Source organism: Haemophilus parainfluenzae ATCC 33392 (assembly GCF_031191205.1).
Lineage (GTDB): Bacteria > Pseudomonadota > Gammaproteobacteria > Enterobacterales > Pasteurellaceae > Haemophilus_D > Haemophilus_D parainfluenzae.
Genome location: NZ_CP133470.1, coordinates 991995 through 1014273 on the forward strand (window position 1 = coordinate 991995; position 22279 = coordinate 1014273).

At 39.5% G+C, this 22279-nt stretch carries 20 protein-coding genes and 1 pseudogene; 9 read left to right on the forward strand and 12 right to left on the reverse strand.

What is annotated here, in order from left to right; genetic code table 11:
* The first annotated feature begins 68 nt into the window (after positions 1 to 68).
* The 6 genes from waaF to hslO all read left to right on the forward strand — a co-directional run bounded on the left by waaF (position 69) and on the right by hslO (position 5985).
* Positions 69 to 1112 (forward strand): lipopolysaccharide heptosyltransferase II, encoded by a 1044-nt coding sequence (gene waaF / locus RDV53_RS04935; protein WP_005695152.1) that lies wholly within the window; start codon positions 69 to 71, stop codon positions 1110 to 1112.
* A 17-nt stretch (positions 1113 to 1129) separates the two neighbouring features.
* Entirely contained in the window at positions 1130 to 1714 is a 585-nt protein-coding gene (locus RDV53_RS04940; protein WP_005695153.1) for a YcxB family protein, read from the forward strand.
* A gap of 29 nt (positions 1715 to 1743) precedes the next feature.
* Positions 1744 to 2649 (forward strand): DMT family transporter, encoded by a 906-nt coding sequence (locus tag RDV53_RS04945; RefSeq protein ID WP_005695155.1) that lies wholly within the window; start codon positions 1744 to 1746, stop codon positions 2647 to 2649.
* Positions 2646 to 3599 carry a lipopolysaccharide heptosyltransferase RfaC gene (gene rfaC, locus RDV53_RS04950; RefSeq protein ID WP_005695156.1) on the forward strand — a complete coding sequence of 318 codons (954 nt, stop codon included), beginning with the start codon at positions 2646 to 2648 and terminating at the stop codon, positions 3597 to 3599. Before RDV53_RS04945 ends, rfaC begins: the two co-directional genes overlap by 4 nt.
* A gap of 163 nt (positions 3600 to 3762) precedes the next feature.
* Positions 3763 to 4887, forward strand: a complete 1125-nt coding sequence (locus RDV53_RS04955; RefSeq protein ID WP_005695157.1) for a porin — start codon at positions 3763 to 3765, stop codon at positions 4885 to 4887.
* A 231-nt stretch (positions 4888 to 5118) separates the two neighbouring features.
* Positions 5119 to 5985, forward strand: a complete 867-nt coding sequence (hslO, locus tag RDV53_RS04960) for an Hsp33 family molecular chaperone HslO (RefSeq protein WP_005695158.1) — start codon at positions 5119 to 5121, stop codon at positions 5983 to 5985.
* A 33-nt stretch (positions 5986 to 6018) separates the two neighbouring features.
* Here hslO and RDV53_RS04965 read toward each other — a convergent pair whose 3' ends face one another.
* Positions 6019 to 6843 (reverse strand): alpha/beta hydrolase, encoded by an 825-nt coding sequence (locus RDV53_RS04965; RefSeq protein ID WP_032822561.1) that lies wholly within the window; start codon positions 6841 to 6843, stop codon positions 6019 to 6021.
* A 256-nt stretch (positions 6844 to 7099) separates the two neighbouring features.
* On the opposite strand from RDV53_RS04965, the pseudogene pckA reads away from it, so the two are divergent.
* Positions 7100 to 8700, forward strand: a pseudogene (gene pckA, locus RDV53_RS04970) (phosphoenolpyruvate carboxykinase (ATP)).
* Positions 8701 to 8797: 97 nt separating this feature from the next.
* Here pckA and RDV53_RS04975 read toward each other — a convergent pair.
* The 9 genes from RDV53_RS04975 to RDV53_RS05015 all read right to left on the reverse strand — a co-directional run bounded on the left by RDV53_RS04975 (position 8798) and on the right by RDV53_RS05015 (position 19482).
* A complete protein-coding gene (locus RDV53_RS04975) occupies positions 8798 to 9073 on the reverse strand; it encodes a hypothetical protein (protein ID WP_005695161.1) in 276 nt (91 codons plus the stop codon).
* A 3-nt stretch (positions 9074 to 9076) separates the two neighbouring features.
* Positions 9077 to 10318 (reverse strand): poly-beta-1,6-N-acetyl-D-glucosamine synthase, encoded by a 1242-nt coding sequence (gene pgaC, locus RDV53_RS04980; RefSeq protein WP_005695162.1) that lies wholly within the window; start codon positions 10316 to 10318, stop codon positions 9077 to 9079.
* Positions 10319 to 10328: 10 nt separating this feature from the next.
* Positions 10329 to 12245 carry a poly-beta-1,6-N-acetyl-D-glucosamine N-deacetylase PgaB gene (gene pgaB, locus RDV53_RS04985; protein WP_005695164.1) on the reverse strand — a complete coding sequence of 639 codons (1917 nt, stop codon included), beginning with the start codon at positions 12243 to 12245 and terminating at the stop codon, positions 10329 to 10331.
* Positions 12246 to 12266: 21 nt separating this feature from the next.
* A complete protein-coding gene (pgaA, locus tag RDV53_RS04990; protein ID WP_005695166.1) occupies positions 12267 to 14684 on the reverse strand; it encodes a poly-beta-1,6 N-acetyl-D-glucosamine export porin PgaA in 2418 nt (805 codons plus the stop codon).
* A 210-nt stretch (positions 14685 to 14894) separates the two neighbouring features.
* Entirely contained in the window at positions 14895 to 15662 is a 768-nt protein-coding gene (fecE, locus tag RDV53_RS04995) for a Fe(3+) dicitrate ABC transporter ATP-binding protein FecE (protein WP_005695167.1), read from the reverse strand.
* Positions 15662 to 16645, reverse strand: coding sequence for a Fe(3+) dicitrate ABC transporter permease subunit FecD (gene fecD, locus RDV53_RS05000; RefSeq protein ID WP_005695168.1), 984 nt, complete (start codon positions 16643 to 16645; stop codon positions 15662 to 15664). The genes fecE and fecD overlap by 1 nt, the downstream gene beginning before the upstream one ends.
* Positions 16645 to 17634 carry an iron-dicitrate ABC transporter permease FecC gene (gene fecC / locus RDV53_RS05005; protein WP_005695169.1) on the reverse strand — a complete coding sequence of 330 codons (990 nt, stop codon included), beginning with the start codon at positions 17632 to 17634 and terminating at the stop codon, positions 16645 to 16647. The genes fecD and fecC overlap by 1 nt, the downstream gene beginning before the upstream one ends.
* A complete protein-coding gene (locus tag RDV53_RS05010) occupies positions 17634 to 18524 on the reverse strand; it encodes a Fe(3+) dicitrate ABC transporter substrate-binding protein (protein ID WP_005695170.1) in 891 nt (296 codons plus the stop codon). Before RDV53_RS05010 ends, fecC begins: the two co-directional genes overlap by 1 nt.
* 91 nt (positions 18525 to 18615) lie before the next feature.
* The gene (locus tag RDV53_RS05015) at positions 18616 to 19482 is read right to left on the reverse strand and encodes a DMT family transporter (RefSeq protein WP_005695171.1); all 867 of its coding nucleotides are present in this window, start codon (positions 19480 to 19482) and stop codon (positions 18616 to 18618) included.
* A 112-nt stretch (positions 19483 to 19594) separates the two neighbouring features.
* Here RDV53_RS05015 and msrAB point away from each other — a divergent pair, with 112 nt between their 5' ends.
* Positions 19595 to 20656 (forward strand): bifunctional peptide-methionine (S)-S-oxide reductase MsrA/peptide-methionine (R)-S-oxide reductase MsrB, encoded by a 1062-nt coding sequence (gene msrAB, locus RDV53_RS05020; protein ID WP_005695172.1) that lies wholly within the window; start codon positions 19595 to 19597, stop codon positions 20654 to 20656.
* Between the two features lie 9 nt (positions 20657 to 20665).
* Complete coding sequence (locus RDV53_RS05025; RefSeq protein ID WP_005695173.1) at positions 20666 to 21142, forward strand: redoxin family protein; 477 nt, start codon at positions 20666 to 20668, stop codon at positions 21140 to 21142.
* Between the two features lie 43 nt (positions 21143 to 21185).
* Here the strand turns inward: RDV53_RS05025 and RDV53_RS05030 are convergent, their stop codons facing one another.
* Together RDV53_RS05030 and RDV53_RS05035 are read right to left on the reverse strand one after the other, a co-directional pair.
* Positions 21186 to 21731, reverse strand: coding sequence for a carboxymuconolactone decarboxylase family protein (locus tag RDV53_RS05030; protein WP_005695174.1), 546 nt, complete (start codon positions 21729 to 21731; stop codon positions 21186 to 21188).
* 118 nt (positions 21732 to 21849) lie between these two features.
* Positions 21850 to 22221 (reverse strand): hypothetical protein, encoded by a 372-nt coding sequence (locus RDV53_RS05035; RefSeq protein WP_032822539.1) that lies wholly within the window; start codon positions 22219 to 22221, stop codon positions 21850 to 21852.
* Positions 22222 to 22279: the final 58 nt, after the last annotated feature.

Sequence of the window (22279 nt, forward strand, 5' to 3'; positions counted from 1 at the left end):
TAGAAAATGAATAAAGTGCGGTTAAAATTAGTCTTATTTTTAGCCGCACTTTTGTTATAAGGTCAAGCATGAATATTTTAATTATCGGCCCGTCTTGGGTCGGCGATATGATGATGTCGCACAGTTTGTATCAACAACTCAAACTGCAATACCCCGATTGCCAAATTGATGTGATGGCACCGAATTGGTGTAAACCGCTTTTAGTCCGTATGCCTGAAGTGCGTCATGCTATTGAAATGCCGCTCGGACACGGCAAGTTTGCCTTGTGTGAACGTTATCGTTTAGGTAAGGCATTACGTAATCAATATGATATGGCAATCGTATTACCAAACTCCTTGAAGTCAGCTTTTATTCCTGCTTTTGCAAAAATTGCGGTGCGTCGTGGTTGGAAAGGAGAAAGCCGTTATTTCTTGCTTAACGATTTACGCAATAACAAACGTGATTACCCTATGATGGTGCAACGTTATGTAGCGTTAGCCTTTGAGCAAAATGCGGTGCCAAAAGCGGCTGATATTCCTGTTCTAAAACCTTATTTAACCGTTGATCCCACTCAACAAGCGGAAACCTTAAAAAACTTTGAAAAACAGACCGCACTTTTAGGCGAACGTCTGATAATCGGTTTCTGTCCTGGAGCTGAATTTGGTCCAGCTAAACGTTGGCCGCATTATCATTATGCTAAGTTAGCCGAAATGCTGATTGAAAAAGGCTATGCGGTAGAATTATTTGGTTCACCAAAAGATGTGGAAGCAGGCGAGCAAATCCGCAATGCGTTGCCAGCAGAACTACAACCATTCTGTTTGAATTTGGCAGGGCAAACGAATCTTAATCAAGCGGTAGATTTAATTGCTAACTGCACTGCAGTGGTGAGCAATGACAGCGGCTTAATGCATATTGCCGCTGCGACAGATCGTCCATTGGTTGCACTTTACGGCCCAACGAGCCCAACTTATACGCCACCATTATCGGATAAGGCCGTGATTATTCGTTTAATTGAAGGCGATTTAATTAAGGTGCGTAAAAGTACAGATAGCTCGGAAGGGTATCATCAAAGTTTGATTGATATTACACCGGAAAAAGTAGCAGAAAAACTAACCGCACTTTTAGAGATTTGAGAAAGCGAGAATATAAAATGGAAATTACCTATCAACCCGTATTAGATAAAAATTATACTAAGGCAGTAAAAAAAATAAGCCGCGATATTTATAAGCACAATAAATTTCGTAAAATGATGCGGCTTGGCGATTTTTTATTATATTTATTTTGCTTGATACCAAGTCTTTTTATTGCATTTTTCATGAGGAATTGGGCTGAAGTTCTTTATGATTATTACGAGAATATTTTGGCCTATTATGCGGGATATATATTGTTTGCTATCTCAATGCTTTCTTTTTTCTACGCTCTTCTAATACGACCTTATTTGAATATGTGTATGATTAAAAACCAAATAGGCGACAAAATGGAGAAAGGAAGTCAAACCATACGAATTCAAGAAGATGGCTTATATATTAAAATAGATCTCTGCCAAACATTATATAGTTATCATTATATTCATAATATTGAAAATAAATATGGCTATTTAGTAATTAGAGTTGGTTCTGGATTGTTTTTAGATATTCCTTATTCCGCTTTTCAAAATGATGCTCATCGAGAAGCATTTGAATCTGCTTTGCAAGAAAAAATCAACGCTTACCAAGTAGAGCCTTTAAGCAAATAGAAAAGGATTAACCAGGATATGTTAATGATATGAATCCTCTCCGCATTCACTTACAATTAATTGGAATGGCCATTTTATGGGGAGCCTCTTGGCCTTGGGGACGAGTGGTTGCTCAGGCCATGCCGACATTTGTCGCCTCAAGTTTGCGATTCTTTTTCGCCATTATTCCTCTCATGATTTGGTTATATGTGGCAAATCGTTTCAAATATGCAAAACAACTTAGTGCAAATCAGTGGGTTGGTTTGTTTGTCACCGCCTTTTTCGGTGTTTTTGCCTATTCCACGTTTTTTATCTGGGGGCTGAAATATCTTCCTGCGGGACAAGCGGCTGTTATTGTGGCAACGAACCCTGTCTTTACTACGCTTTTGGCGATTTTTTTATTTAAAGAAAAGTGGAATCGTTGGGTAATAATCGGGATGACTATTGCCATGGGGGGATCATTATTGGCTCTCACGAAAGGGAATTTTTTACAGATGATGGATTCCTTTGGCTTTGGGCAAATATTATTAATTGCCGCACTAATTTGTTGGGTCGTTTATACCTTATTGGCTAGAAAAGTACTCGCGGGTATTGATTCACTCACTGCAACCACATTATCTTCTATTTTTGGGTTTCTATTGTTATTTATGAGTGCGTTATGCGTGGAAAGTACTGACGATTGGCTTACGGTATTGAATTTATCTCAAGGTGAGTGGATCAGTTTGCTTGGCCTTGCATTTGGTGCCACAGTATTGGCCTACGCCTGGTATTTTGATGGCGTGAAATACTTAGGCGCAGGGAATGCCTCAGCTTATATTATTCTAGTGCCGATTTTAGGGATTTTATTTTCAGCCGTTTGGTTGAATGAGCAAGTGGATTTTTCCTTGATTATTGGTGGTATTTTAGCTGTGTCAGGGCTCGGTATTATGCACTGGGGAAGAAGGTTAATTAAATGAAAGTATGCGTGATCAAAACGTCTTCCATGGGCGATATAATCCATACTTTGCCGGCATTAACTGATGCGCAAATAGCTATACCCAATCTTTCTATTGATTGGGTGGTGGAAGAGAATTTTGCCGAAATTCCACGTTGGCATTCTGCCGTGAAACAAATCATTCCAATTGCCTTAAGACGTTGGCGAAAATCGCCTTTTTCGGCTCAAACAAAAAAAGAGTGGAAATCTTACCGCACTTTATTGCAAGTCAATCAGTATGATGCCGTGATTGATGCACAAGGGCTTTTTAAAAGTGCCTTTTTTGCGACACGCTTAGCCAATGGTGTTAAACATGGCTATGATCGGAAAAGTATTCGAGAGCCAATAGCCTCATTCTTCTACGATAAGAAATATGCCATATCCTATCAACAACATGCGGTAGAGCGTATTCGTCAACTTTTTGCTCAAGCATTATCTTATCCATTACCAAAAGAAAAAGGGGATTATGGTATTGCTCGTCATTTTATTTCAACTGATTCTATCGAGCCTTACGTGATCTTTTTTCATGCTACGACAAGGGATGAGAAGCATTGGCCAGAAAAAGAATGGCGAAATTTAATCGAAAAACTAACCGCACTTTCTATTCAAATTCGTTTGCCTTGGGGGAATGAAAAAGAAAAGGCGAGAGCGGAACGATTAGTTTCTGGCTTGCCTCATGCCATGATTTTACCTAAGCTTTCATTAAATGAATTGGCTGATCAAATTACTAATGCGAAAGCGGTGGTATCCGTAGATACAGGGCTTGCTCATTTAACTGCAGCATTGGATAAACCTAATATTACGCTTTATGGCGCAACTGATCCGACCTTAATTGGCTGTTATGGTAAAAATCAGCATTATTTAACAGCGAATTCAATGGGAAATATTACTTCAGAGCAGGTTCTTTCTAGCCTAAGTACATTAATTAAATAATTTGTAGCATAATTGGAAATGTATTGATCTAGATTAATTTTAGTCAAAATATTGTCTATTTTCTGATAGTTGGAAAAATTTAAGATTGACACATTTGGGTTGTGATGTATAGACTAAAAAAGTTCAATTTTTATTAACTCCATTAAATAATAGGGAAAGCGTTATGAAAAAAACACTTCTTGCTTTATCTGTAGCTGCACTAGCAGCAGGTTCTGCACAAGCGTATAACTTCCACATTGACCAAACTGGTACTGATGTTGATTTTTACGGTTCTTTACGTGTTAAATGGGAAAGTACCTCTAACAAAACCAACTATGTAAATGGTGATGTAACTAAAGAACACATCAACCACGCAGTTGATAATAACGGTTCACGTTTTGGTTTTAAATTAAAACAAAGCTTGGGTGGCGATTTCTATGCTTTAGGTCGTGCTGAATGGCGTATGCGTGGTGAAGCACCTTCACAACATGATTTTGACCATGTTTATACTCACCAACTTTATGCTGGTTTTGGCCACAAACAATTCGGTGAATTAACTTACGGTAACATGGTGACTATCACTGATGAAGTAAAACAAAGTGACTTAGCAAATACTTACAGCTTGACTGATGGCCTATTAGAGACTTCAGCTCGTCGTGTAACACAATATGTTTATAACGGTGATTATGGGTCAAATAAAGTGAAATTTGGTGCGTATTACGGTGGTTCAAGCAAACGTAACATCAAAAATGTAGATTTAAAAAATAACCGTAAAAACACTTGGGGTACAGGTCTTATCTTCAATCACGAAATTGATAGTATCCAAAATGTAACTGTAGCAGCGGGTTTCACTCGTCAAATTTCTGAAAATGCTAATAAAACAGCATATTATAGCAATGCTTATGCTTTAGGTTTAGCATATAACTTTGTTCACACTACTTATGGTTTAGACCTTGCTCACAAAGATACTAAAAATAAAGGTGGTGCAGGTAACAAAGTAAAAAATAATGAAGTAACTGCAGTGATTCGCCAGGGTTTAAATGAAGATTGGAATGTATATGCAATGTATTCTTATAAAACAGAGAAAACTTTACCTGCAGGTTCTGCATATTCAAAATCAACTGATCGCCAGTTCTTAGTGGGTACCGAGTACTATGTATTTAAACAAGGTTCAGTAAAAGTGAAACCATTTATTGAATGGCAAGCGACTCGTACTAAATATGAGAACACCTTTGATAAAGACTCAGGTAAACAGCTTGATCGTAGCCGTGATTTCAAAACGGTTATCGGTTTACGTGCATACTGGTAATTTATCAGTTTAATCTGATAAAGCGGATAGTGAGAGCTATCCGCTTTTCTTTTTGGCTTGTAATTTTGATTTTCACCCCCATAATACTGCACAGGCACAAAGTGCGGTAACAAAAAACGCCGTTTTTGAATATTGACTTCAATACTAGAGACGAAAAATCAGATAAACCACTCACAATTTATGCGTAAAATTAACCGCACTTTTCATTCAAAGAATAAATAGGAACACATAATGAATTACACTCAAGATAATGACAAACTTTACCGTTACCTTTTTCAAAACCGTGCAGTGCGTGGTGAATGGGTGCGATTAAACCAAACTTTCACTGATACCCTGAATACCCATCATTATCCCAAAGCTGTACAAAACTTATTAGGTGAGATGATGGTGGCGACGAATTTGTTGACCGCAACATTAAAATTTAACGGTAATATTACGGTTCAAATCCAAGGTGATGGTCCATTAAAATTAGCCTTAGTTAATGGCAATGATCAGCAACAAATTCGTGCTTTAGCACGTGTGCAAGGTGATATTCAAGACGGCATGAGCCTACATGATATGATCGGCAAAGGCGTATTAGTGATTACGATTGCACCAACCGAGGGTGAGCGCTATCAAGGCGTTATCGGTTTAGATAAACCAACCATTACGGAATGTTTAGAAGACTATTTTGTCCGTTCAGAGCAATTACAAACCCAGCTTATTATTCGCACGGGTGAATATGAAGGCAAACCCGTGGCGGCAGGGATGTTGTTACAAATTATGCCGGATGGCCAAGGTACACCAGAAGATTTTGAGCATTTAACTACATTAGCTGCAACAGTCAAAGATGAGGAGCTATTTGGATTACCTGCAGAAGAATTGCTTTATCGTTTATATCACGAAGAAGTTGTGGAGGTTTTTGAACCGCAATCAGTTTCTTTCTTCTGTGGTTGCTCATCTGAGCGTTCTGGGGCAGCATTATTACTGATTCCAGAAGCTGAAATTGATGAATTTTTAGAAGAGCATAAAGGCAGCATTGATATGCAGTGTGAATGTTGTGGCACACATTACTTCTTCAATAAAGAAGCCATTGATAAACTTAAACAAGCTCAATAAGAAAAATCTCCGTTCATGATGACGGGGATTTTTTTATGGTTGAACTTGTTCCAAACAATGTTTGATAGCGTCTGGAATCGAGCCACCATGATTTTTATTGGGAATGGAAATAAACTCTACGGAATTACCTTGTTTTTCCAATATTTTCGCCAATTGATGCGCATTGATTGTTCGCATTTTTTTCCGTTGATTAATACGCTGTAATTGTTCTTCAGTCATATTCGGATCCTCTTCAGGATGCTCTTCATAATAGCCTAATGTAATCAGAATATGTGATGGTTTTTGGCTAATCCATGGCTCATTTTGAGGTAAAAATGAGCCGTTTCCCCACCAAAGAGAAGGGCTTGCCAATGTGTAATGTTGAAATAAATCTGGTTGATGGAAGAGCACGTACAATCCAAATAATCCACCAAAAGAATGACCAAAGAAATATTGTTTTTCCTTATTGATATCGAAATGCTGTTCAATATAAGGCTTTACGTCTTGTTGAATAAAACGTAAAAAATCGGCAGCTTTCCCTCCTTTGGCAAATTCAGTACCTTCAGCCGGAAAAGTGTAGTCTCTAGTGCGTTCTTCAATGACGTAGGCTTTATCAGAGACATAACCGATACCAACAATAAGCGGGAGTGGTTTATTGGGATTGACAGTATTCACCGCCATTGGAAATTGTGCATTGCCATCTAAAGTGTAAAGTGCGGTCAGTTTTTGCGATGTTTTTGGCGGTACCGCAATGAATAAACGGTAATGTTTGTCTTCAAAGGTAAAATCTTTTTGTTGAATTTGATACATTTTTTTCATGCTTTCTTGAATAGGAGGAATCTTAAAGTCGGGTTCTGCTTGCGTGCTTTGCGTAAATATCAGCAGATAAAATAAAAAGAATAAACGCAGAAATGAGAACATGGTTATCGAGTTTTGAGTTGATAATGGTTCTCACTATATCGAAAATGTGATGGGTAAATCAACCTTGTTGTATCCTAGCCTTTTAAACCACCTAAAAAGGGGTAGGATTTTCCAATGAATGTTCAAAAATGAGATCTACTTAACATTTTTTTTTTGACAATTCCCATACAATAAGCATAGGAAAAATTTTTAAACTTTAATCAAGAGGTGAACTATGACTGATGTTAAAAACGTAATTAAAGAACTTGAAGCCGTTGGTATTCATGATGTAAAAGAAGTGGTTTATAACCCAAGTTATGAACAACTTTTTGAAGAAGAAACAAAACCAGGTTTAGAAGGCTTTGAAAAAGGTACACTTACCACAACTGGCGCGGTGGCTGTTGATACAGGGATCTTTACCGGTCGTTCCCCGAAAGACAAATACATCGTTTTAGATGATACCACAAAAGATACTGTGTGGTGGACTTCTGATGTAGCAAAAAACGATAATAAACCAATGACTCAAGAAACCTGGTCAAGCTTGAAAGGTCTTGTGACTAAACAACTTTCTGGTAAACGTTTATTTGTGGTGGATGGTTTCTGTGGTGCAAGTGAAAAAGACCGTATCGCAGTGCGTATTGTGACGGAAGTCGCATGGCAAGCACACTTTGTGAAAAATATGTTCATTCGTCCTACAGAAGAACAATTAAAAACCTTTAAACCTGATTTTGTGGTCATGAACGGTTCTAAATGCACTAATCCGAACTGGAAAGAACAAGGCTTGAACTCTGAAAACTTCGTTGCATTTAACTTAACTGAGCGTATTCAATTAATCGGTGGTACTTGGTACGGCGGTGAAATGAAGAAAGGTATGTTCTCAATGATGAACTACTTCCTACCACTTAAAGGTGTGGGTGCAATGCACTGTTCTGCTAACGTAGGTAAAGACGGTGATGTGGCAATCTTCTTCGGTTTATCAGGTACAGGTAAAACCACACTTTCTACCGATCCAAAACGTGAATTAATCGGTGATGATGAGCACGGTTGGGATGATGTAGGTATCTTCAACTTTGAAGGTGGTTGCTACGCGAAAACTATCCATCTTTCTGAAGAAAATGAGCCGGATATTTATCGTGCAATCTAGAGAACGTCGTGGTTCGTGCAGATGGTTCAGTTGATTTCGATGATGGTTCTAAAACTGAAAATACTCGTGTGTCTTACCCAATTTATCACATTGATAATATTGTTAAACCGGTATCTCGTGCAGGTCACGCAACGAAAGTAATTTTCTTAACTGCGGACGCATTCGGTGTGTTACCTCCAGTGTCTAAATTGACACCAGAGCAAACCAAATACTACTTCTTATCTGGCTTCACCGCTAAATTAGCCGGTACAGAGCGTGGTATTACTGAGCCAACGCCAACTTTCTCAGCATGTTTCGGTGCAGCATTCTTAACACTCCACCCAACACAATATGCTCAAGTGTTAGTTAAACGTATGCAAGCTGCCGGTGCAGAAGCGTATTTAGTTAATACTGGTTGGAACGGTACAGGTAAACGTATCTCAATTAAAGATACCCGTGGTATTATCGATGCCATCTTAGATGGTTCTATCGAAAAAACAGAAATGGGTGAGTTACCAATCTTTAACTTAGCTATTCCAAAAGCATTACCAGGCGTAGATCCAGCGATCTTAGATCCACGTGATACTTATGCGGATAAAGCACAATGGGAAGCGAAAGCGAAAGACCTTGCAGGACGTTTTGTGAAAAACTTTGAAAAATATGCGACCAACGCAGAAGGTAAAGCACTTATCGCAGCAGGTCCAAAAGCTTAATTAGAGAATATCGTATCTAATTAAACATCTCTAAAAATAACCGCACTTTGGTTTTCAAATCAAAGTGCGGTTTTTTATATTAAGATTTTTTTGCGAGTTATTCTTTCGCTACGGTAAGAATAGACCAAATATAAGCCAATATAACTAATACCGCAGAGACAGAAAACATGATGCTGACCACATCAACGAAAAAGAAACTTTCCAGAATCGGTTTAGTGAAGATGCGTTCCGCATATCTCGCGACAAACGTAATGATATAAGCCCATAAAGCCCAGGTGACTAGATCTAGTGCAAAGCTTTTGGCTTTAATCAGCAAGGGAAGGCTGCTACCTTTATTAATAATCATTAATTGTTGTAAAGTGGCGGTTGCCATTATTTAAACTCCTCTGTCAGGGCTTGTCCAGACAGCTAGCTTGGACTTGTTTCTAAAAATCGCTTTTGGGATTCCAACGAGTAACGTTACCGTATTAAGTAACCAATAAACATAGGGATACCAAATGCAGGAAATTCCATATTGGATCAATCCTTTTTCATAACGTGAATCAATGTATAAGCTTAAGAGACACTGTAAGAAGAAGGAAAAAAACATGATCGAGATATTTGTTTCAAACAGCTCCATGTTTTGAATACCTATACCTAAGGTAATCTTCCGGTATAGTGCAAGCGCAACCAGTACAACTAATAAGATTGCCCAAGTTGCGGTAACAAAATATTCAGCATACATTGGCCATAGACGGCGGTTTCTCCAACGCCAGACCTGAGGGAAATATTTGAGAATGGTTTCAGCACCACCTTGTGCCCAGCGTAAACGCTGTTTGTATAAGCCATAAAGACGTTCAGGCATTAATACCCAACATAAGGCACGAGGCTCATACATGATGTTGTAACCAGCCGTTTGAATTTTCCAACTAACATCAATGTCTTCGGTGATCATGTTGGTGCTCCAGCCACCGATTTCCTCCATCACATCTTTGCGGAAGAGACAACATACGCCGGATACCGTGAAAATGGTTCCCATCAGACTTTGAGCGCGTTTGATTAGGCCAATGATGGAGCTAAATTCAGACACCTGTAAACGACCTAAGATAGTACTTCGGTTACGTACTCGAGGGTTTCCGGTAACGGCGCCATAAGCACAGTTTAATTCGAGGGATTGCACCATGTAATCGATCGCATCGAAATCCAATACTGCATCGCCATCAATACAGGCTACATATTCACCTTTAGCAACTAACAAACCATGATTTAATGCACTGGCTTTACCTTGGTTTTCTTGGTGAAGCGCCACGATGCGTTCGTCAGCTTTGGCCCAACGATCAATAATTTCACCCGTGTTATCTTTACTGCCATCGTTGATGAAGATTAGTTCATAGTTTGGGTATCTGAGTTGGAGCAAGTAAGGAATAGCTTCATCTAGGTTGTCCCCTTCGTTATAGCAAGGCACCATAATGCTGACCATCGGAACACGTTCCTTTGGCATTTGTTGGAAAGTTGGGTGCCCAAGTTTTCCTTCCATAAAAAGGTAATAACACAGACTTGCCGTCACCCAATATATCGCCATTCCGGCAGGATACATGAATACGAAGATACTCACGGCTTCTAAGAATTGTTGGTTCATAAGTCAATCCTTATTGTTTTCCTGCATTCGTATTTACGGAAAAATACGGTTTCATTTTGTTCATATCCGGTTGATTCGTTAAAAAGTTATCCGGATAGTAGCCATAGCTATAAATATGATTTTTTTGTAATAGCGTCATCCAATCAATCAATTCGGATTCAGGAATTGGTTTTTGAGTTCGCCAATTCACCGCTTGGAATTCAAATAAGACTTTCTCTAATGGCGCTTGAGCTTTCACATTTTCAATAAGAGAAGCAAACCATTGATAGGCTTCTTTTTGTGAAATAGGCTGCTCATTTTCCATGTATGGCATTGCCATAATGGCCGTCGTATCGTAATTGTCAGTGAGTGTTTTTAAGTTTTGTGCCAACCATTCTTCTGCATTTGGATTGGTGATCACTGATGCATAAAGATTACGAGCCGTTTTAAGAGAATATGAACCACGCAAGAAATAAGGTTTTAACGCATCGGTGAGTTGATGGGTTAATTGGATTAAATCTTGTGTTTTTTGTTTTGCTTGTGGGCTAACCATGCCTTCAGCGTGATTACCTTCTGCACCTTCAAAATCGGTTAGGAACGCGTCATCATGGAATAAAATGCCATTAAATTTTGCGTAGAATGACAAATCGTTATAAATGGATTTAATGATTTCAACATTCTGTTTGTTATAAGGCGAAAGGCGTAAATAAGCTTTTGTTGAAGGCTTGCCCGTGCGGCTATCAATGACATATTCCGCCTCTTTTACGCTTTTGCGTAAATCAAAGGCGAGTACAGGCATCCAAGCATAAACTTGTACGCCTGCGCGTGTTTGTAATTGCCATGCAATTCGACCAAAAATATCATCGCGAACAGGAAGATATTTATTAGGGAAATACAAGGCATCGGCTACGCCATCCCCATCTGGATCGGAGAAGGCTTGAAGATAAACTGTCGTCACACCATAGCGATAGATGCGTTCGATTAACTTATCAAGGTTTTTGGCTTGTTGAGCCTTATTCGCATCGTAGACATAATCCAAATCAACATGTAGCACACGTTGAATTTGCTTGCTTTCATCAATACCATTGAGATAGTTTTTAACGGTATTTAGATCGGTTTCTGCATTAAGTAATAAGCGTCCAATGTGTTTATCGCCAACTTTATTAACAATTTTCTCACCCAATGAGAAATAGTGTGGCATTCCTGCTTGTCGTGCAAGTTGCACAGAAACATCATTAAATTGTCCATAAGGCCACACCATTACGCGTGGTTTCTTACCGATATGATTGACTAATGTTTGAACGGTACGGGTGAAATCAGATTTCAATCTATTTTTGTAGGCATCTTCTGTTTCATATTTCCCATTTTTATATTCAGGCGCAATCACAGAGGGTAATTGACCACCAGATGGGTTAGCATTAATACCGTTATGAAGATTATGTGTATGGGAAGCAACTTCAACGAGTCCACTTTGTTCCATTTCTTTGACTTGCGACCAAGTAGCAAAAACAGAACGATCCAGCATTTTATCGGCATAAGTGATTTTTTGATTTTCTGGCGTATCTAACCACCCCGTTACAGGCGCAAAGACAGCTGGGTAGTTATAGGCCTTTAATAGCGGGAAGACCACGTTATACATGGTTTCATAGCCATCATCGAAGCTTAGTAATACCGCATTATCAGGTAATGTGCCTTTACCATTTTCAGCATCGATAACTTGCTGCCAACTGATCACGTTGTATCCGTTTTCTTTTAGCCAATTAAAATGTTTAATTAAGGTTTGGGCTGAAATCGTTTGAGGAAAATAATGTTTTTGATTTTCAGCCGCACTTTCATCTACAACGGAGTGATAGGCTAATACGCCATAACGATCTTGCGCAAAGGCAAAAGCCGAAAAAAGGGAAAGCGTGCAAATAATGATTCTTGCAAAATGTTTTAGAGATCTCATAAGGTTATACCGCTTAAGTATTTAATAATAAATAGAAAAGTTTAAATTTCCGAAATTGTTGAATTCAGCACTGCCGTCGTAAATATTCTTTTTACGCCCGATTTCATAAGACACGCCAAATTTTTTACCAATACGCCATTGGTGTCCGTAACTAATCGACCACATTTTTTCTCGACTAAGTTCTGCCTGTTTATAAGCACCTACGCTGGCTTTTAGGTGGTGATTTAAGACTAAGTCATAATTAAGTGGTTGGTAGTAACTTAAATCAGCACCGAATTCCAAGCTTGTCGCTTTTGCTGGGTTGTAATATTCAGCAGAATCAATAGTTTTATTTTTGCTGTAATCGACTCTGAAATTGTTGGTTAGCGTCCAACGGTCATGTTTGAATGTATTGAGATTCAACCAGAAATTGGCTTCTTTTCTTAAGTTGCCATCATCAAATTTCATGACGCCACCACCTAGCCCAGCTTGGAAAATATCGGAATAGGAATAGGTAGTAGAGAAACCAATATCTTTGGTATACACACCTTTATTGATGGCTTTAACTGGAGTACCACTACCATTAATATTGGCATTTAAATTAAATGACCAGTGTTGGTTGAGGGTATAATTTGCCTCAGTGGAAAAATAGGCTTTATCATTAAGCTTAATGCCTTTCCCGCTTTCCATTTTCACTTGGAGTGGATAGAAATTGAGCTCTGTTCCTACGCCAATTCGGCGAGAAATGAGACTTTCTTTGTCATAAGGGGAGCGAGTTTCTAAGTAATGAACGTAGAGATCATGACCATTTGCTGTTTTCGGTGTGTAAATCGCATAATCTTGGCTACTTTCATTGCTATAACTGATTGGTGAGGTACGATGCTGTAAGCTGATACTTCCTACAATTTTGCCAGAACGTGCTTGTTCGTAATGGTTTATGAGGGATTGTGCTGACTGACATTGTTCTTCATTCATTGCATCAATTGTTTTTGAAACTGTTGGTAAATCATTTTGACTTAAAGCAGTTTCTGCCAGGTTATTGCGTGCTTCTTGCTGATCATTTTTACTCAAAAAATAACCGGCTTTTTCAGCCCATAATTTGGCATCATCATAGTTGCCACGATGTCGCTCAAGTTCTGCTTTTTGCAACATAACCCATGGATCACCTGGCGTTTTATTAAATAGACGATCATCTATAAGTTGCTGAGCCAATTTACTATTACCGCGCCATAAAGCTAAACGAGCCAAACCAAAATAGCGAGAATCGTAGCCTGGATTCAGAATTTTTGATGTTCGGGTATAGTCATTGATATAAACATTTGAATTCATACGCTCTAAATATTGTTGAGCTAATTCAAATTTGCCCGCATCGCTTGCGGTCAGAGAGAGTTTATGAAGTAAACCATCGCTCACAGCGAATTTATTGTGTAGGGCTTGTTGTTCAATTACTTGATAAATTGCTAATGCTTTGTGTGGTGAGCCTTTTGCAGCCCAATAATCACCAAAGGCTTCTTCTAAATACGCCGGCACATTAGATTGAGCCTGTAATGTATTGAAGTCGTCTTCTATTTCATCAAATTTATTCAAGCGAACCCCCATCACAAAACGATCTTGCAATGCTTGTTGATACAGAGGATGCTCAGGATTAATTTTGGCCAAAAGTGCGGTCAATTCTTCAAATGATTTTTCTTGCTGTGCAGGCGTTGTCGCATTTTTTGAAGAGGTAATCGTCTTACCATGCTCAAACCACATCATGTCTTTTTGATTGAATTGATCCGGATAGGCTTTTTGTAGTTTCTCTTGTAATGGCAGAAGGTTGTATTTTGATGCTAAACGATACAACTCTCTCATCAAGGTGATATTTTTCGGATTTTGTTCTAACTGACGTTGCCACCGGCCAAGTTTAGCCATGTCGGGTTCGGTGAAATCAAGCAAATAACTTTCTGCATCAAGATAAGCATTATCTTGTCCAAAACGTTTCTTATAAACATTCAGTGCATTTTTTGCCGCAGTGTAGTTTTTGGTTTCAGTGGAGGCTAATGCACCACCAAGCCATCCATTTGGATTATCAGGGAATTGCTTTTGCAATTGGGAATAGAATGCAACGGCACGGTCGTATTGTTTTTCATTTCGAGCGGCTTTGCCTAAATTTTCCAGTTCATTTTGAGAAAATTGCGCTGGTGCGCAGCTTTCGCAAAGTGAAAGTGCTTTAGCGGATTGATTCGTCCTCAGATAGAGTGTAATTAAATCATCGCGCACTTTAATATCGTTTGTCCTCTTAAATAAGGCCTCAAGTTTTGGAATAGCTTGATTTAATTGGGCCTCTCCTTGACGAGAGAAAATGATGATATTTTCTCGTTCGGTATCAATAGAGGAATTTTGGGCATAGGCAACCTGTACTACTGAGGTACTGACACCTACTAATAGCACAGTCTTAAAGACATGGGATAGAGACTTCATATTAACTTCTACTATGTTTAATTATAATTATTTATTGTGGACTCCATATTTATGACAATGTAAAGAAAGTGTAAGTTTCGTAAAGTGATCCGACCTTAAGTTGAGCCATAAAAAGCATTAGCTATGTATAACATCAAGTGTTTTAGGTGAAAAAATAGGCGTTTTAGTAAAATAAAACGCCTATTTGATATTTAGAGAAGTGATAGTAGGTTATTTCAAAATAAACATCGGTGTGTTGCTGATAGGATCACGATGAATGATGACATCCAAATCAAACACATCCTTCAGCAACTCTTCGGTCATCACTTCATCGGGCGTACCTTGTGCCATTACGGCACCTTTTTTCATGACGATTAAGTAATCGCAATAGCGGCAGGCTTGGTTGAGATCATGCAACACCGTAATCACGGTTTTGCCATTTTGTTGCATTTGTCGCATCATGCTCATGAGTTCAGCTTGGCGGTTTAAATCCAGATAAGTAGTCGGCTCATCGAGTAGCACTAATTCAGCATCTTGCGCAAGTGTCATGGCTAAGAAGACGCGTTGTTGCTGACCACCAGATAAATCGGAAACCAACTGTTCGGCGAGTTCTGCAGTTTGGGTTTGCGCCATCGCCCAAGTGACCAATTCTTCATCTTTTTGACTGAGTTTTCCCCAAAGATTTAAGTAAGGCGAACGCCCGTAAGCGATCAATTCGCGTACTTTAATCCCTTCTGGTACCAGGTGTTGTTGCGGGAGAAAAGCCAATTCTTGGGCATATTCTTTAGGGCTTTTTTGCCAAATATCCTGACCTTTATGGGTGATTGAGCCTTGCTTCGGTTTAAGCAAGCGAGCCACCGCTTTTAATGTGGTGGACTTACAGCAACCATTTGGGCCGATTAACGCAATCACTTTATTTTTCGGGAATTTTAGCGACAGATTTTTAACCACGAGTTTATCTTGATAACCTAAAGATAAATTATTGATTTCAATGCTCATTATTTAGTTCTCATCAATAAGTAGAAGAAATATGGCGCACCGATAATCGCGGTCAGAATACCTGCCGGCAGTTCCGTTGGTGGGTCAATCACCCGCGCCAAAATATCCGAAAGTTGTAATAAGAGGGCGCCAATAATCAAGGCTGCCGGTAATAGGGTGCGATGTCTGCCACCGACTAAACGACGAGCAAGATGCGGCGCAACTAAGCCTAAAAAGGCAATCGGACCACAAATTGCCACGGCTGTAGTGGAAAGGGCCACCGCTAGCACTAAAACGCTAATTTGCACTTTATTTACCGTCACGCCCAAGGTGGAGGCTTTGTTTTCACCTAAACCAAGGGTGTCGAGATCGCGACAGAAAATAAATGGCAAGGGTAGCAATACCACTAACCATGGCAATACCACATTTAAATAAGACCAGCTGCGCCCCCATAGGCTTCCTGTAAGCCATAACATTGCCGTATTGATCTCGACCGGATTGGTAAGCATCAGATAATGACTAATGGCTGCCCACAATGCGGAAAGTGCGACCCCAATGATTGCCATTTTGATAGGGCGGAAGTTAAAACCGCACACGATCCATAAAATGACAAAAGAGAGCACACCGCCTAAAAAGGCAAAAATTGGCATCCAGTAAAATGCTAAGTTTGGTAGGAACATCAATACCGAAACAGCAACCAACCCCGCCGCATTGTTAATCCCTAAAATATCGGGAGAAGCAAGCGGATTACGCACTACGCTTTGCACTAACACACCAGAAATTGCTAAGGCGCCGCCTAATAAAATCGCTAATACTGCACGGGGTAGGCGATATTCCATCAAGGTAAAATAGTTTTTATCGTCAGGCTGAAAGGCCGCCCAAATTTCCTCAAAAGAAAGCGTATAAGTGCCAAGGCGAATACTCAACCCAAAGAGTAGTACCATCAGACTGAGCGTGACGACATAAAAGCCGATAGCGCGAAAAGATACATGAGAAGCTCGCATTAGTGTCTTCCTCTGGCAAATAATACAAAGACTGGCGCACCGATTAAGGCAAGCACCGCACCAGCAGGCACTTCGCTAGGGAAGTTCACCGCACGGGCAATGGTATCTGCAGCGAGCATTAAAATTGCGCCGAGTAACATCGCCATCGGGAGTGATTTTCGCAAGTCATAACCAATCCAATAGCGGGCAAGATGGGGCACGAGTAAGCCAATAAAAGCAACTGGGCCAGCAACACTCACGCTTGAGCCCACAATCAATAACGCCATGATATTAGCGTACCAACGTAAACGAAAGAGATTGATGCCTAGGGAACGAGCGGATTCATCGCTTAAATTGAGTAAATTCAAACGACTAGCAAAGAATAGACAGAAAAGAGCGGTTAAAATAAAGAACGGAAATAACGTCAATAATTCATTCCAACGCGCATGTGCAATGCCGCCAGCTAGCCAACTCATAATACCGAAGGCATGATCTTCCGCGATAATCAGCACCAATTTCGTGAGCGCGGCACAAAGTAGTGATACGGCAATCCCCGCTAAAATCACTCGGCTACGATCCCCACTGTTGTCTTTCCAACCATTGCTGATCAGCATTACCACAAACCAACTCAGACCGCCGCCGATACTAGCCACTAAAGCAATGCTATAACCAGAAAGAATCAAAGGGCTAAAAGCACTGGCGGTCACCATTGCAAGACTAGCGCCTGAGTTCACGCTGAGTAGTGTAGGCGAGGCAAGCGGATTGCGCGTAATGGTTTGTAACAACGCCCCTGCCACCGCAAGATTGGCACCTAAAATCATGCCAACTAATGCACGCGGTAGGCGTAAATCGGTTACCGTAATTTTGGCAATTTCGTCGCCATCGGGGAGGAACGCTTGTAACGCTGCAAGCGGTCGAATTTCGATGGGATAATACAAAAACAGGCTTCCCCATAATAGGAAAGCCAGAATGATAAGGGGAAGTCCCCAACGGAAAGTGGACTTCATCATTATTTTTGTTTCACGAAACCTTCAATTTGTTTCGCCATAATTTTGCTCGCTTCTAAGCCACGACCACGAGCCCACATGTCCGAGTCAACGCTGTAAACATGGTTTGCTTTGACGGCAGGAATGGCTTTCCAAAGTGGCTCAGCTTCCCATTTGCGGGCAATACTTTCATCACGATAATGGGCGATGAACAAGTATTCCGGTTTTTCCATTACTAATTGTTCAAGGTTGATTTCTACGAAAGATTGATCACTATTGAGTTTAGTTGGGGCAAAACCTAATGTCGTTAAGAAACTACCCACATAGCCATTGTCATTTTGGATATTAAATTTATCTTCTCGGGAAGTACCAAATGAGGCTTTTTTGCCTTGCACACCTAAATTTTTTGCGATGTTGGCAATGTAATCATTATGTTCATTGATTTTTGCTTTCATTTCGCTACTTTTACCGACTAAATCACCAATTTTCTGCGCGGTTTCAAGATTTTCTTGGTAGCTTTCATGACGGGAATCAAACATCACCGTTGGCGCGATTTTTTTCAATTCTTCAAATACTGCAGTATGGCGAGATGGATCAGCAATAATTAAATCGGGTTTGAGAGAAGCAATCACTTCAAGACTCGGTTGAGAACGCGTGCCAACGGATTGCCATGCAGCAATTTTTTCGCGCACTTGCGGCAGAATACGATCGACTTTGTTGTCGTCAGCCACACCTACTGGGCTTACACCGACTTGGGCTAAAGCATCCACAAAAGAATATTCCAATGCCACAACACGGCTTGGGGTTTTATCAAGGATAAATCCACCTTTCGCATCTTTAACCGTCACGGCGCTAGCGAATGCGGATACCATTAATAATGCGGAAGCTAAAGTAGTTTTGAATAATTTTTTCATGTTGTGTCCTCAATAATAAAAAGCATTTGGATTATACACTCAAACAATGTTATTGAGAATAGTTATATTTTAGCTATTTGGTCGGATTTCTCTATTTTGCCCGCATTCTAGCAAGTAAACTGACGGCAATAATAATAACTAATGAACCGATCCAGAAATTTAGGCTTGGTACGTTATCCCAGAATAACCAGTCACAGATACTGGAAAAAATGACACCGGTAAAAGCAAAAGGCGTAATGACATTGGCAGGCGCGTATTTAAAGGCGCGAGTGAGTAATAATTGGAAAATAAGACCGAATCCACCCACTAAAAGCAGTAATGTGAATCCATGTAGTGTTGGTATTTTCCATTGAGCAATAAAAAAGAGCGGCAACAAAATCGAGCCTAATAAGTGAAAGTAAAACACGATATTTTTAGGTGAGTTGTGTTTATTGAGTTCTTGTAAACTGATAAACGCCATCGCAGCCAAGACGGCAGCACCTAAGGCATAGCCTACATGGATAGGGTTGATATTCATTGAGCCGTTGGTCAGCATAATGATGGATACACCAATAAACCCCATAAAACTGCAAGCTAATACTTTTAATGGCGTTCTGACTTTAAAGAAAAACAGCAATAAAGGCACAAAAAGTGCGGACGTATTCATCAATAAAATCGCAATAGAAATCGGTAAATATTTAATGGCGTAGAAGGTTAGCAACATACTGGCAATGCCGGCTAGATTACGCAAAATGAGAAATTTCCATTGCGACATATCGACTTTGAAATCCCCATCTTTAATCAAAAAGGGTAAGAGAAAAACAAAACCAATAAAGAAGCGGGAAAATAAAATTTCACTGGACGGTAATTCATCAGAGGCGTATTTTACAAATACACCCATTAAGGCAATGCTGATGTAAGCTAACACCATACAAACAACAGCTTTTTGATAATTATTGCGGAGATGTATGTTTGGCATAAAGGTTCCTTGCACAAAGTGCGGTAAAAAATTGCCTTATTTTGTAAGAAAATGGGCTTGTCTTCGTCTAATGAAATGCAAGCTGAAGATTTTTCTATAATAAGGAAAGAAAATGAAATATACAAAAACATTTCTCATATTGACCGCACTTTTTGGCGGTTTGCAAAGTAGTTTAACGTATGCTGATCACACAGAATCATCAAAGGAGCAAAAAATGACAATGGAAAGTAAACAAGAACAACAAATTATTTATCTTGCCGGTGGTTGTTTTTGGGGACTAGAAGCTTATATGGAAAGAATTCAAGGCGTGACTGATGCCGTTTCTGGTTATGCCAATGGAAAAGGTGATACCACTAACTACCAATTATTGCATGCGACAGATCATGCGGAAACGGTGAAAGTCACTTACGATCCAAATAAAATTTCGTTAGATAAATTACTGCAATATTATTTCCGCGTGATCGATCCAACCAGTATTAACAAGCAAGGTAATGATCGTGGCAGACAATATCGCACCGGCATTTATTATCAAAATGAGCAAGATAAAGCGGTTATTGAGGCAGCATTAAAAACCTTACAAAGTAAATATCAAGAACCGATCCAAATTGAAGTGGAACCGCTGAAAAATTATGTGGAGGCGGAAGAATATCATCAGGATTATCTCAAGAAAAACCCGAATGGCTATTGCCATATCGACATCAAAAAAGCCGATGAGCCATTAATTGATGATAAAAAATACCCAAAACCAAGTGATGCGGAATTAAAGCAAAAATTGACCGCACTTCAATATGACGTGACGCAAGGCAAACATACCGAACGTTCTTTTAGTAACGAATATTGGGATAATTTCGCGCCTGGTATTTATGTGGATATCACTACGGGAGAGCCGTTATTTTCTTCCAAAGATAAATTTGAATCGGGCTGTGGTTGGCCAAGTTTTACTAAACCGATTGCCGCAGAAGTCGCTGAATATCAAAAAGACAATAGCTTTAATATGACTCGCATTGAGGTGTTAAGTCGCAGTGGCCATGCCCATTTAGGCCATGTGTTTGATGATGGTCCGCGTGATAAAGGTGGTTTACGTTATTGCATCAACAGCGCATCGATTAAGTTTATTCCATTAGATGAAATGGAAAAACAAGGTTATGGCGATTTGATTCCCTTTGTGAAATAAGAGGAAAAAATGAAAAAAATATTGACCGCACTTTTATTGTTTTTGAGTCCATTCAGTTTTGCACAAGAGAAGGTGTCTTTGGCGGACATCCCCTTGAAGACGTTGGATAATCAAACCGTCTCTTTATCACAATATCAAGGCAAACCGCTTTATATCAAAATGTGGGCATCTTGGTGTCCAATTTGTTTAGCGGGGTTAGCAGAAATTGATGATCTCAGTGCTGAAAAGAACCTTGATTTTAATGTGATTACGATTGCCTCACCTGGACAAAAGAATGAACAAAATAGTCAAAAATTTATCAATTGGTATAAAGGTCTGGATTACAAAAATATCACCGTATTATTGGATGAAAAGGGTGAAATCATTAAACGAGCTAATGTATTAGGCTATCCGTTTAATTTACTATTGGATAAGGATTTAAATCTTATCAAAGCACAACCCGGACATTTGAATTCAGATCAAATTAAACAATTTGTGAAGGAATAAAAAAGTGCGGTCATTTTTGACCGCACTTTTTATATTGGCTTGATTATGCAAATGCCTGTAATTCAGGATTGATTGGGGTTTCAGCGATATTATTCACATAGTTACATAATGTGGCGAGGCTGACACCTAAAATCACATCAATGGCATTTTCTTGAGTATAACCTGCATCAAAGAACGCTTTAAGCTGTGCTTCAGTTAATTTTGCTTTTTGCAAAATAACGGCAAGGGTGAAACGCGCTAAAGTATCGAGTTTTTTATCACTTTCAATACGAGCAGTTGCACGAATTTGGTTTACAAGCTCTTCTTCAAGTTTTAATACTTTTAAAGCGATCTTCGTGTGGCCAGCTACACAGAAACCACATCCATTGACTACGGCAGCGGTAATTTGCACCACTTCGCGTTCTGTTGCGGTTAAGCTGTTACGACCATTAATGCCGCCCACTGTACGATAAGTTTCAAGTGCAGTAGGGGCATTCGCAAGAACACCAATTAAATTTGGAATAAACCCATTGGCATTTTGTACGGCTTTTAAGGCTTCTTGTGCGGCTTCAGGGGCTGATTCAATAGTGTGAATTTTAAATTGAGACATAAACTACTCCTAAGGGATAAATCATAAATTTCTGCTTGATAATACCTTTCTAACTTAAATAAGAAAAAGAAGAAAAGCTTATTTCATATAGCTAAAAGTTATGATTATTTTGGTGTCGCTAGGCTAAATGCGTTTTGACGACAGACAGTAATCTCTCCAACTCTTTTTTGCCTTTTTCGGAAAGCACTTTGTTGTCTCGCAGCATTTGAGTAGCACGAGCCTCAATAAAGCGGAGGTAGTCGCTGTTTTGGGTTGCTTGGAATTGCTTTTCGGCTAATTGCATTTCTGTGAAATCTTTATTGGTTTGAGCAATCAGCATTGTTTGCCCGATTAATACGATTAGTGCAGCAATTAAGGCGATGACGGCACCATAGCCATTAGTGGGGTAATAAAGAATGCCCGCCAGAATAAAAAGTGCGGTCACTAAATTAGATGAATTTTTAATATAGCCTTCAGCCGGTGGTGGCTTGATGAGATCTTTCCAGTTCATAGGATTTATATGCCATGCTAAAAATTTGCCTTCCCTCAAGTGAAAGAGGGAAGGCAAT

Excerpts from the sequence above, each read along its gene's own strand:
- waaF (WP_005695152.1), top strand. The coding sequence starts at position 69 with ATGAATATTTTAATTATCGGCCCGTCTTGGGTCGGCGATATGATGATG.
- RDV53_RS04940 (WP_005695153.1), top strand. The coding sequence starts at position 1,130 with ATGGAAATTACCTATCAACCCGTATTAGATAAAAATTATACTAAGGCA.
- RDV53_RS04945 (WP_005695155.1), top strand. The coding sequence starts at position 1,744 with ATGAATCCTCTCCGCATTCACTTACAATTAATTGGAATGGCCATTTTA.
- rfaC (WP_005695156.1), top strand. The coding sequence starts at position 2,646 with ATGAAAGTATGCGTGATCAAAACGTCTTCCATGGGCGATATAATCCAT.
- RDV53_RS04955 (WP_005695157.1), top strand. The coding sequence starts at position 3,763 with ATGAAAAAAACACTTCTTGCTTTATCTGTAGCTGCACTAGCAGCAGGT.
- hslO (WP_005695158.1), top strand. The coding sequence starts at position 5,119 with ATGAATTACACTCAAGATAATGACAAACTTTACCGTTACCTTTTTCAA.
- RDV53_RS04975 (WP_005695161.1), bottom strand. The coding sequence starts at position 9,073 with ATGGCAACCGCCACTTTACAACAATTAATGATTATTAATAAAGGTAGC.
- pgaC (WP_005695162.1), bottom strand. The coding sequence starts at position 10,318 with ATGAACCAACAATTCTTAGAAGCCGTGAGTATCTTCGTATTCATGTAT.
- pgaB (WP_005695164.1), bottom strand. The coding sequence starts at position 12,245 with ATGAGATCTCTAAAACATTTTGCAAGAATCATTATTTGCACGCTTTCC.
- pgaA (WP_005695166.1), bottom strand. The coding sequence starts at position 14,684 with ATGAAGTCTCTATCCCATGTCTTTAAGACTGTGCTATTAGTAGGTGTC.
- fecE (WP_005695167.1), bottom strand. The coding sequence starts at position 15,662 with ATGAGCATTGAAATCAATAATTTATCTTTAGGTTATCAAGATAAACTC.
- fecD (WP_005695168.1), bottom strand. The coding sequence starts at position 16,645 with ATGCGAGCTTCTCATGTATCTTTTCGCGCTATCGGCTTTTATGTCGTC.
- fecC (WP_005695169.1), bottom strand. The coding sequence starts at position 17,634 with ATGATGAAGTCCACTTTCCGTTGGGGACTTCCCCTTATCATTCTGGCT.
- RDV53_RS05010 (WP_005695170.1), bottom strand. The coding sequence starts at position 18,524 with ATGAAAAAATTATTCAAAACTACTTTAGCTTCCGCATTATTAATGGTA.
- RDV53_RS05015 (WP_005695171.1), bottom strand. The coding sequence starts at position 19,482 with ATGCCAAACATACATCTCCGCAATAATTATCAAAAAGCTGTTGTTTGT.
- msrAB (WP_005695172.1), top strand. The coding sequence starts at position 19,595 with ATGAAATATACAAAAACATTTCTCATATTGACCGCACTTTTTGGCGGT.
- RDV53_RS05025 (WP_005695173.1), top strand. The coding sequence starts at position 20,666 with ATGAAAAAAATATTGACCGCACTTTTATTGTTTTTGAGTCCATTCAGT.
- RDV53_RS05030 (WP_005695174.1), bottom strand. The coding sequence starts at position 21,731 with ATGTCTCAATTTAAAATTCACACTATTGAATCAGCCCCTGAAGCCGCA.
- RDV53_RS05035 (WP_032822539.1), bottom strand. The coding sequence starts at position 22,221 with ATGAACTGGAAAGATCTCATCAAGCCACCACCGGCTGAAGGCTATATT.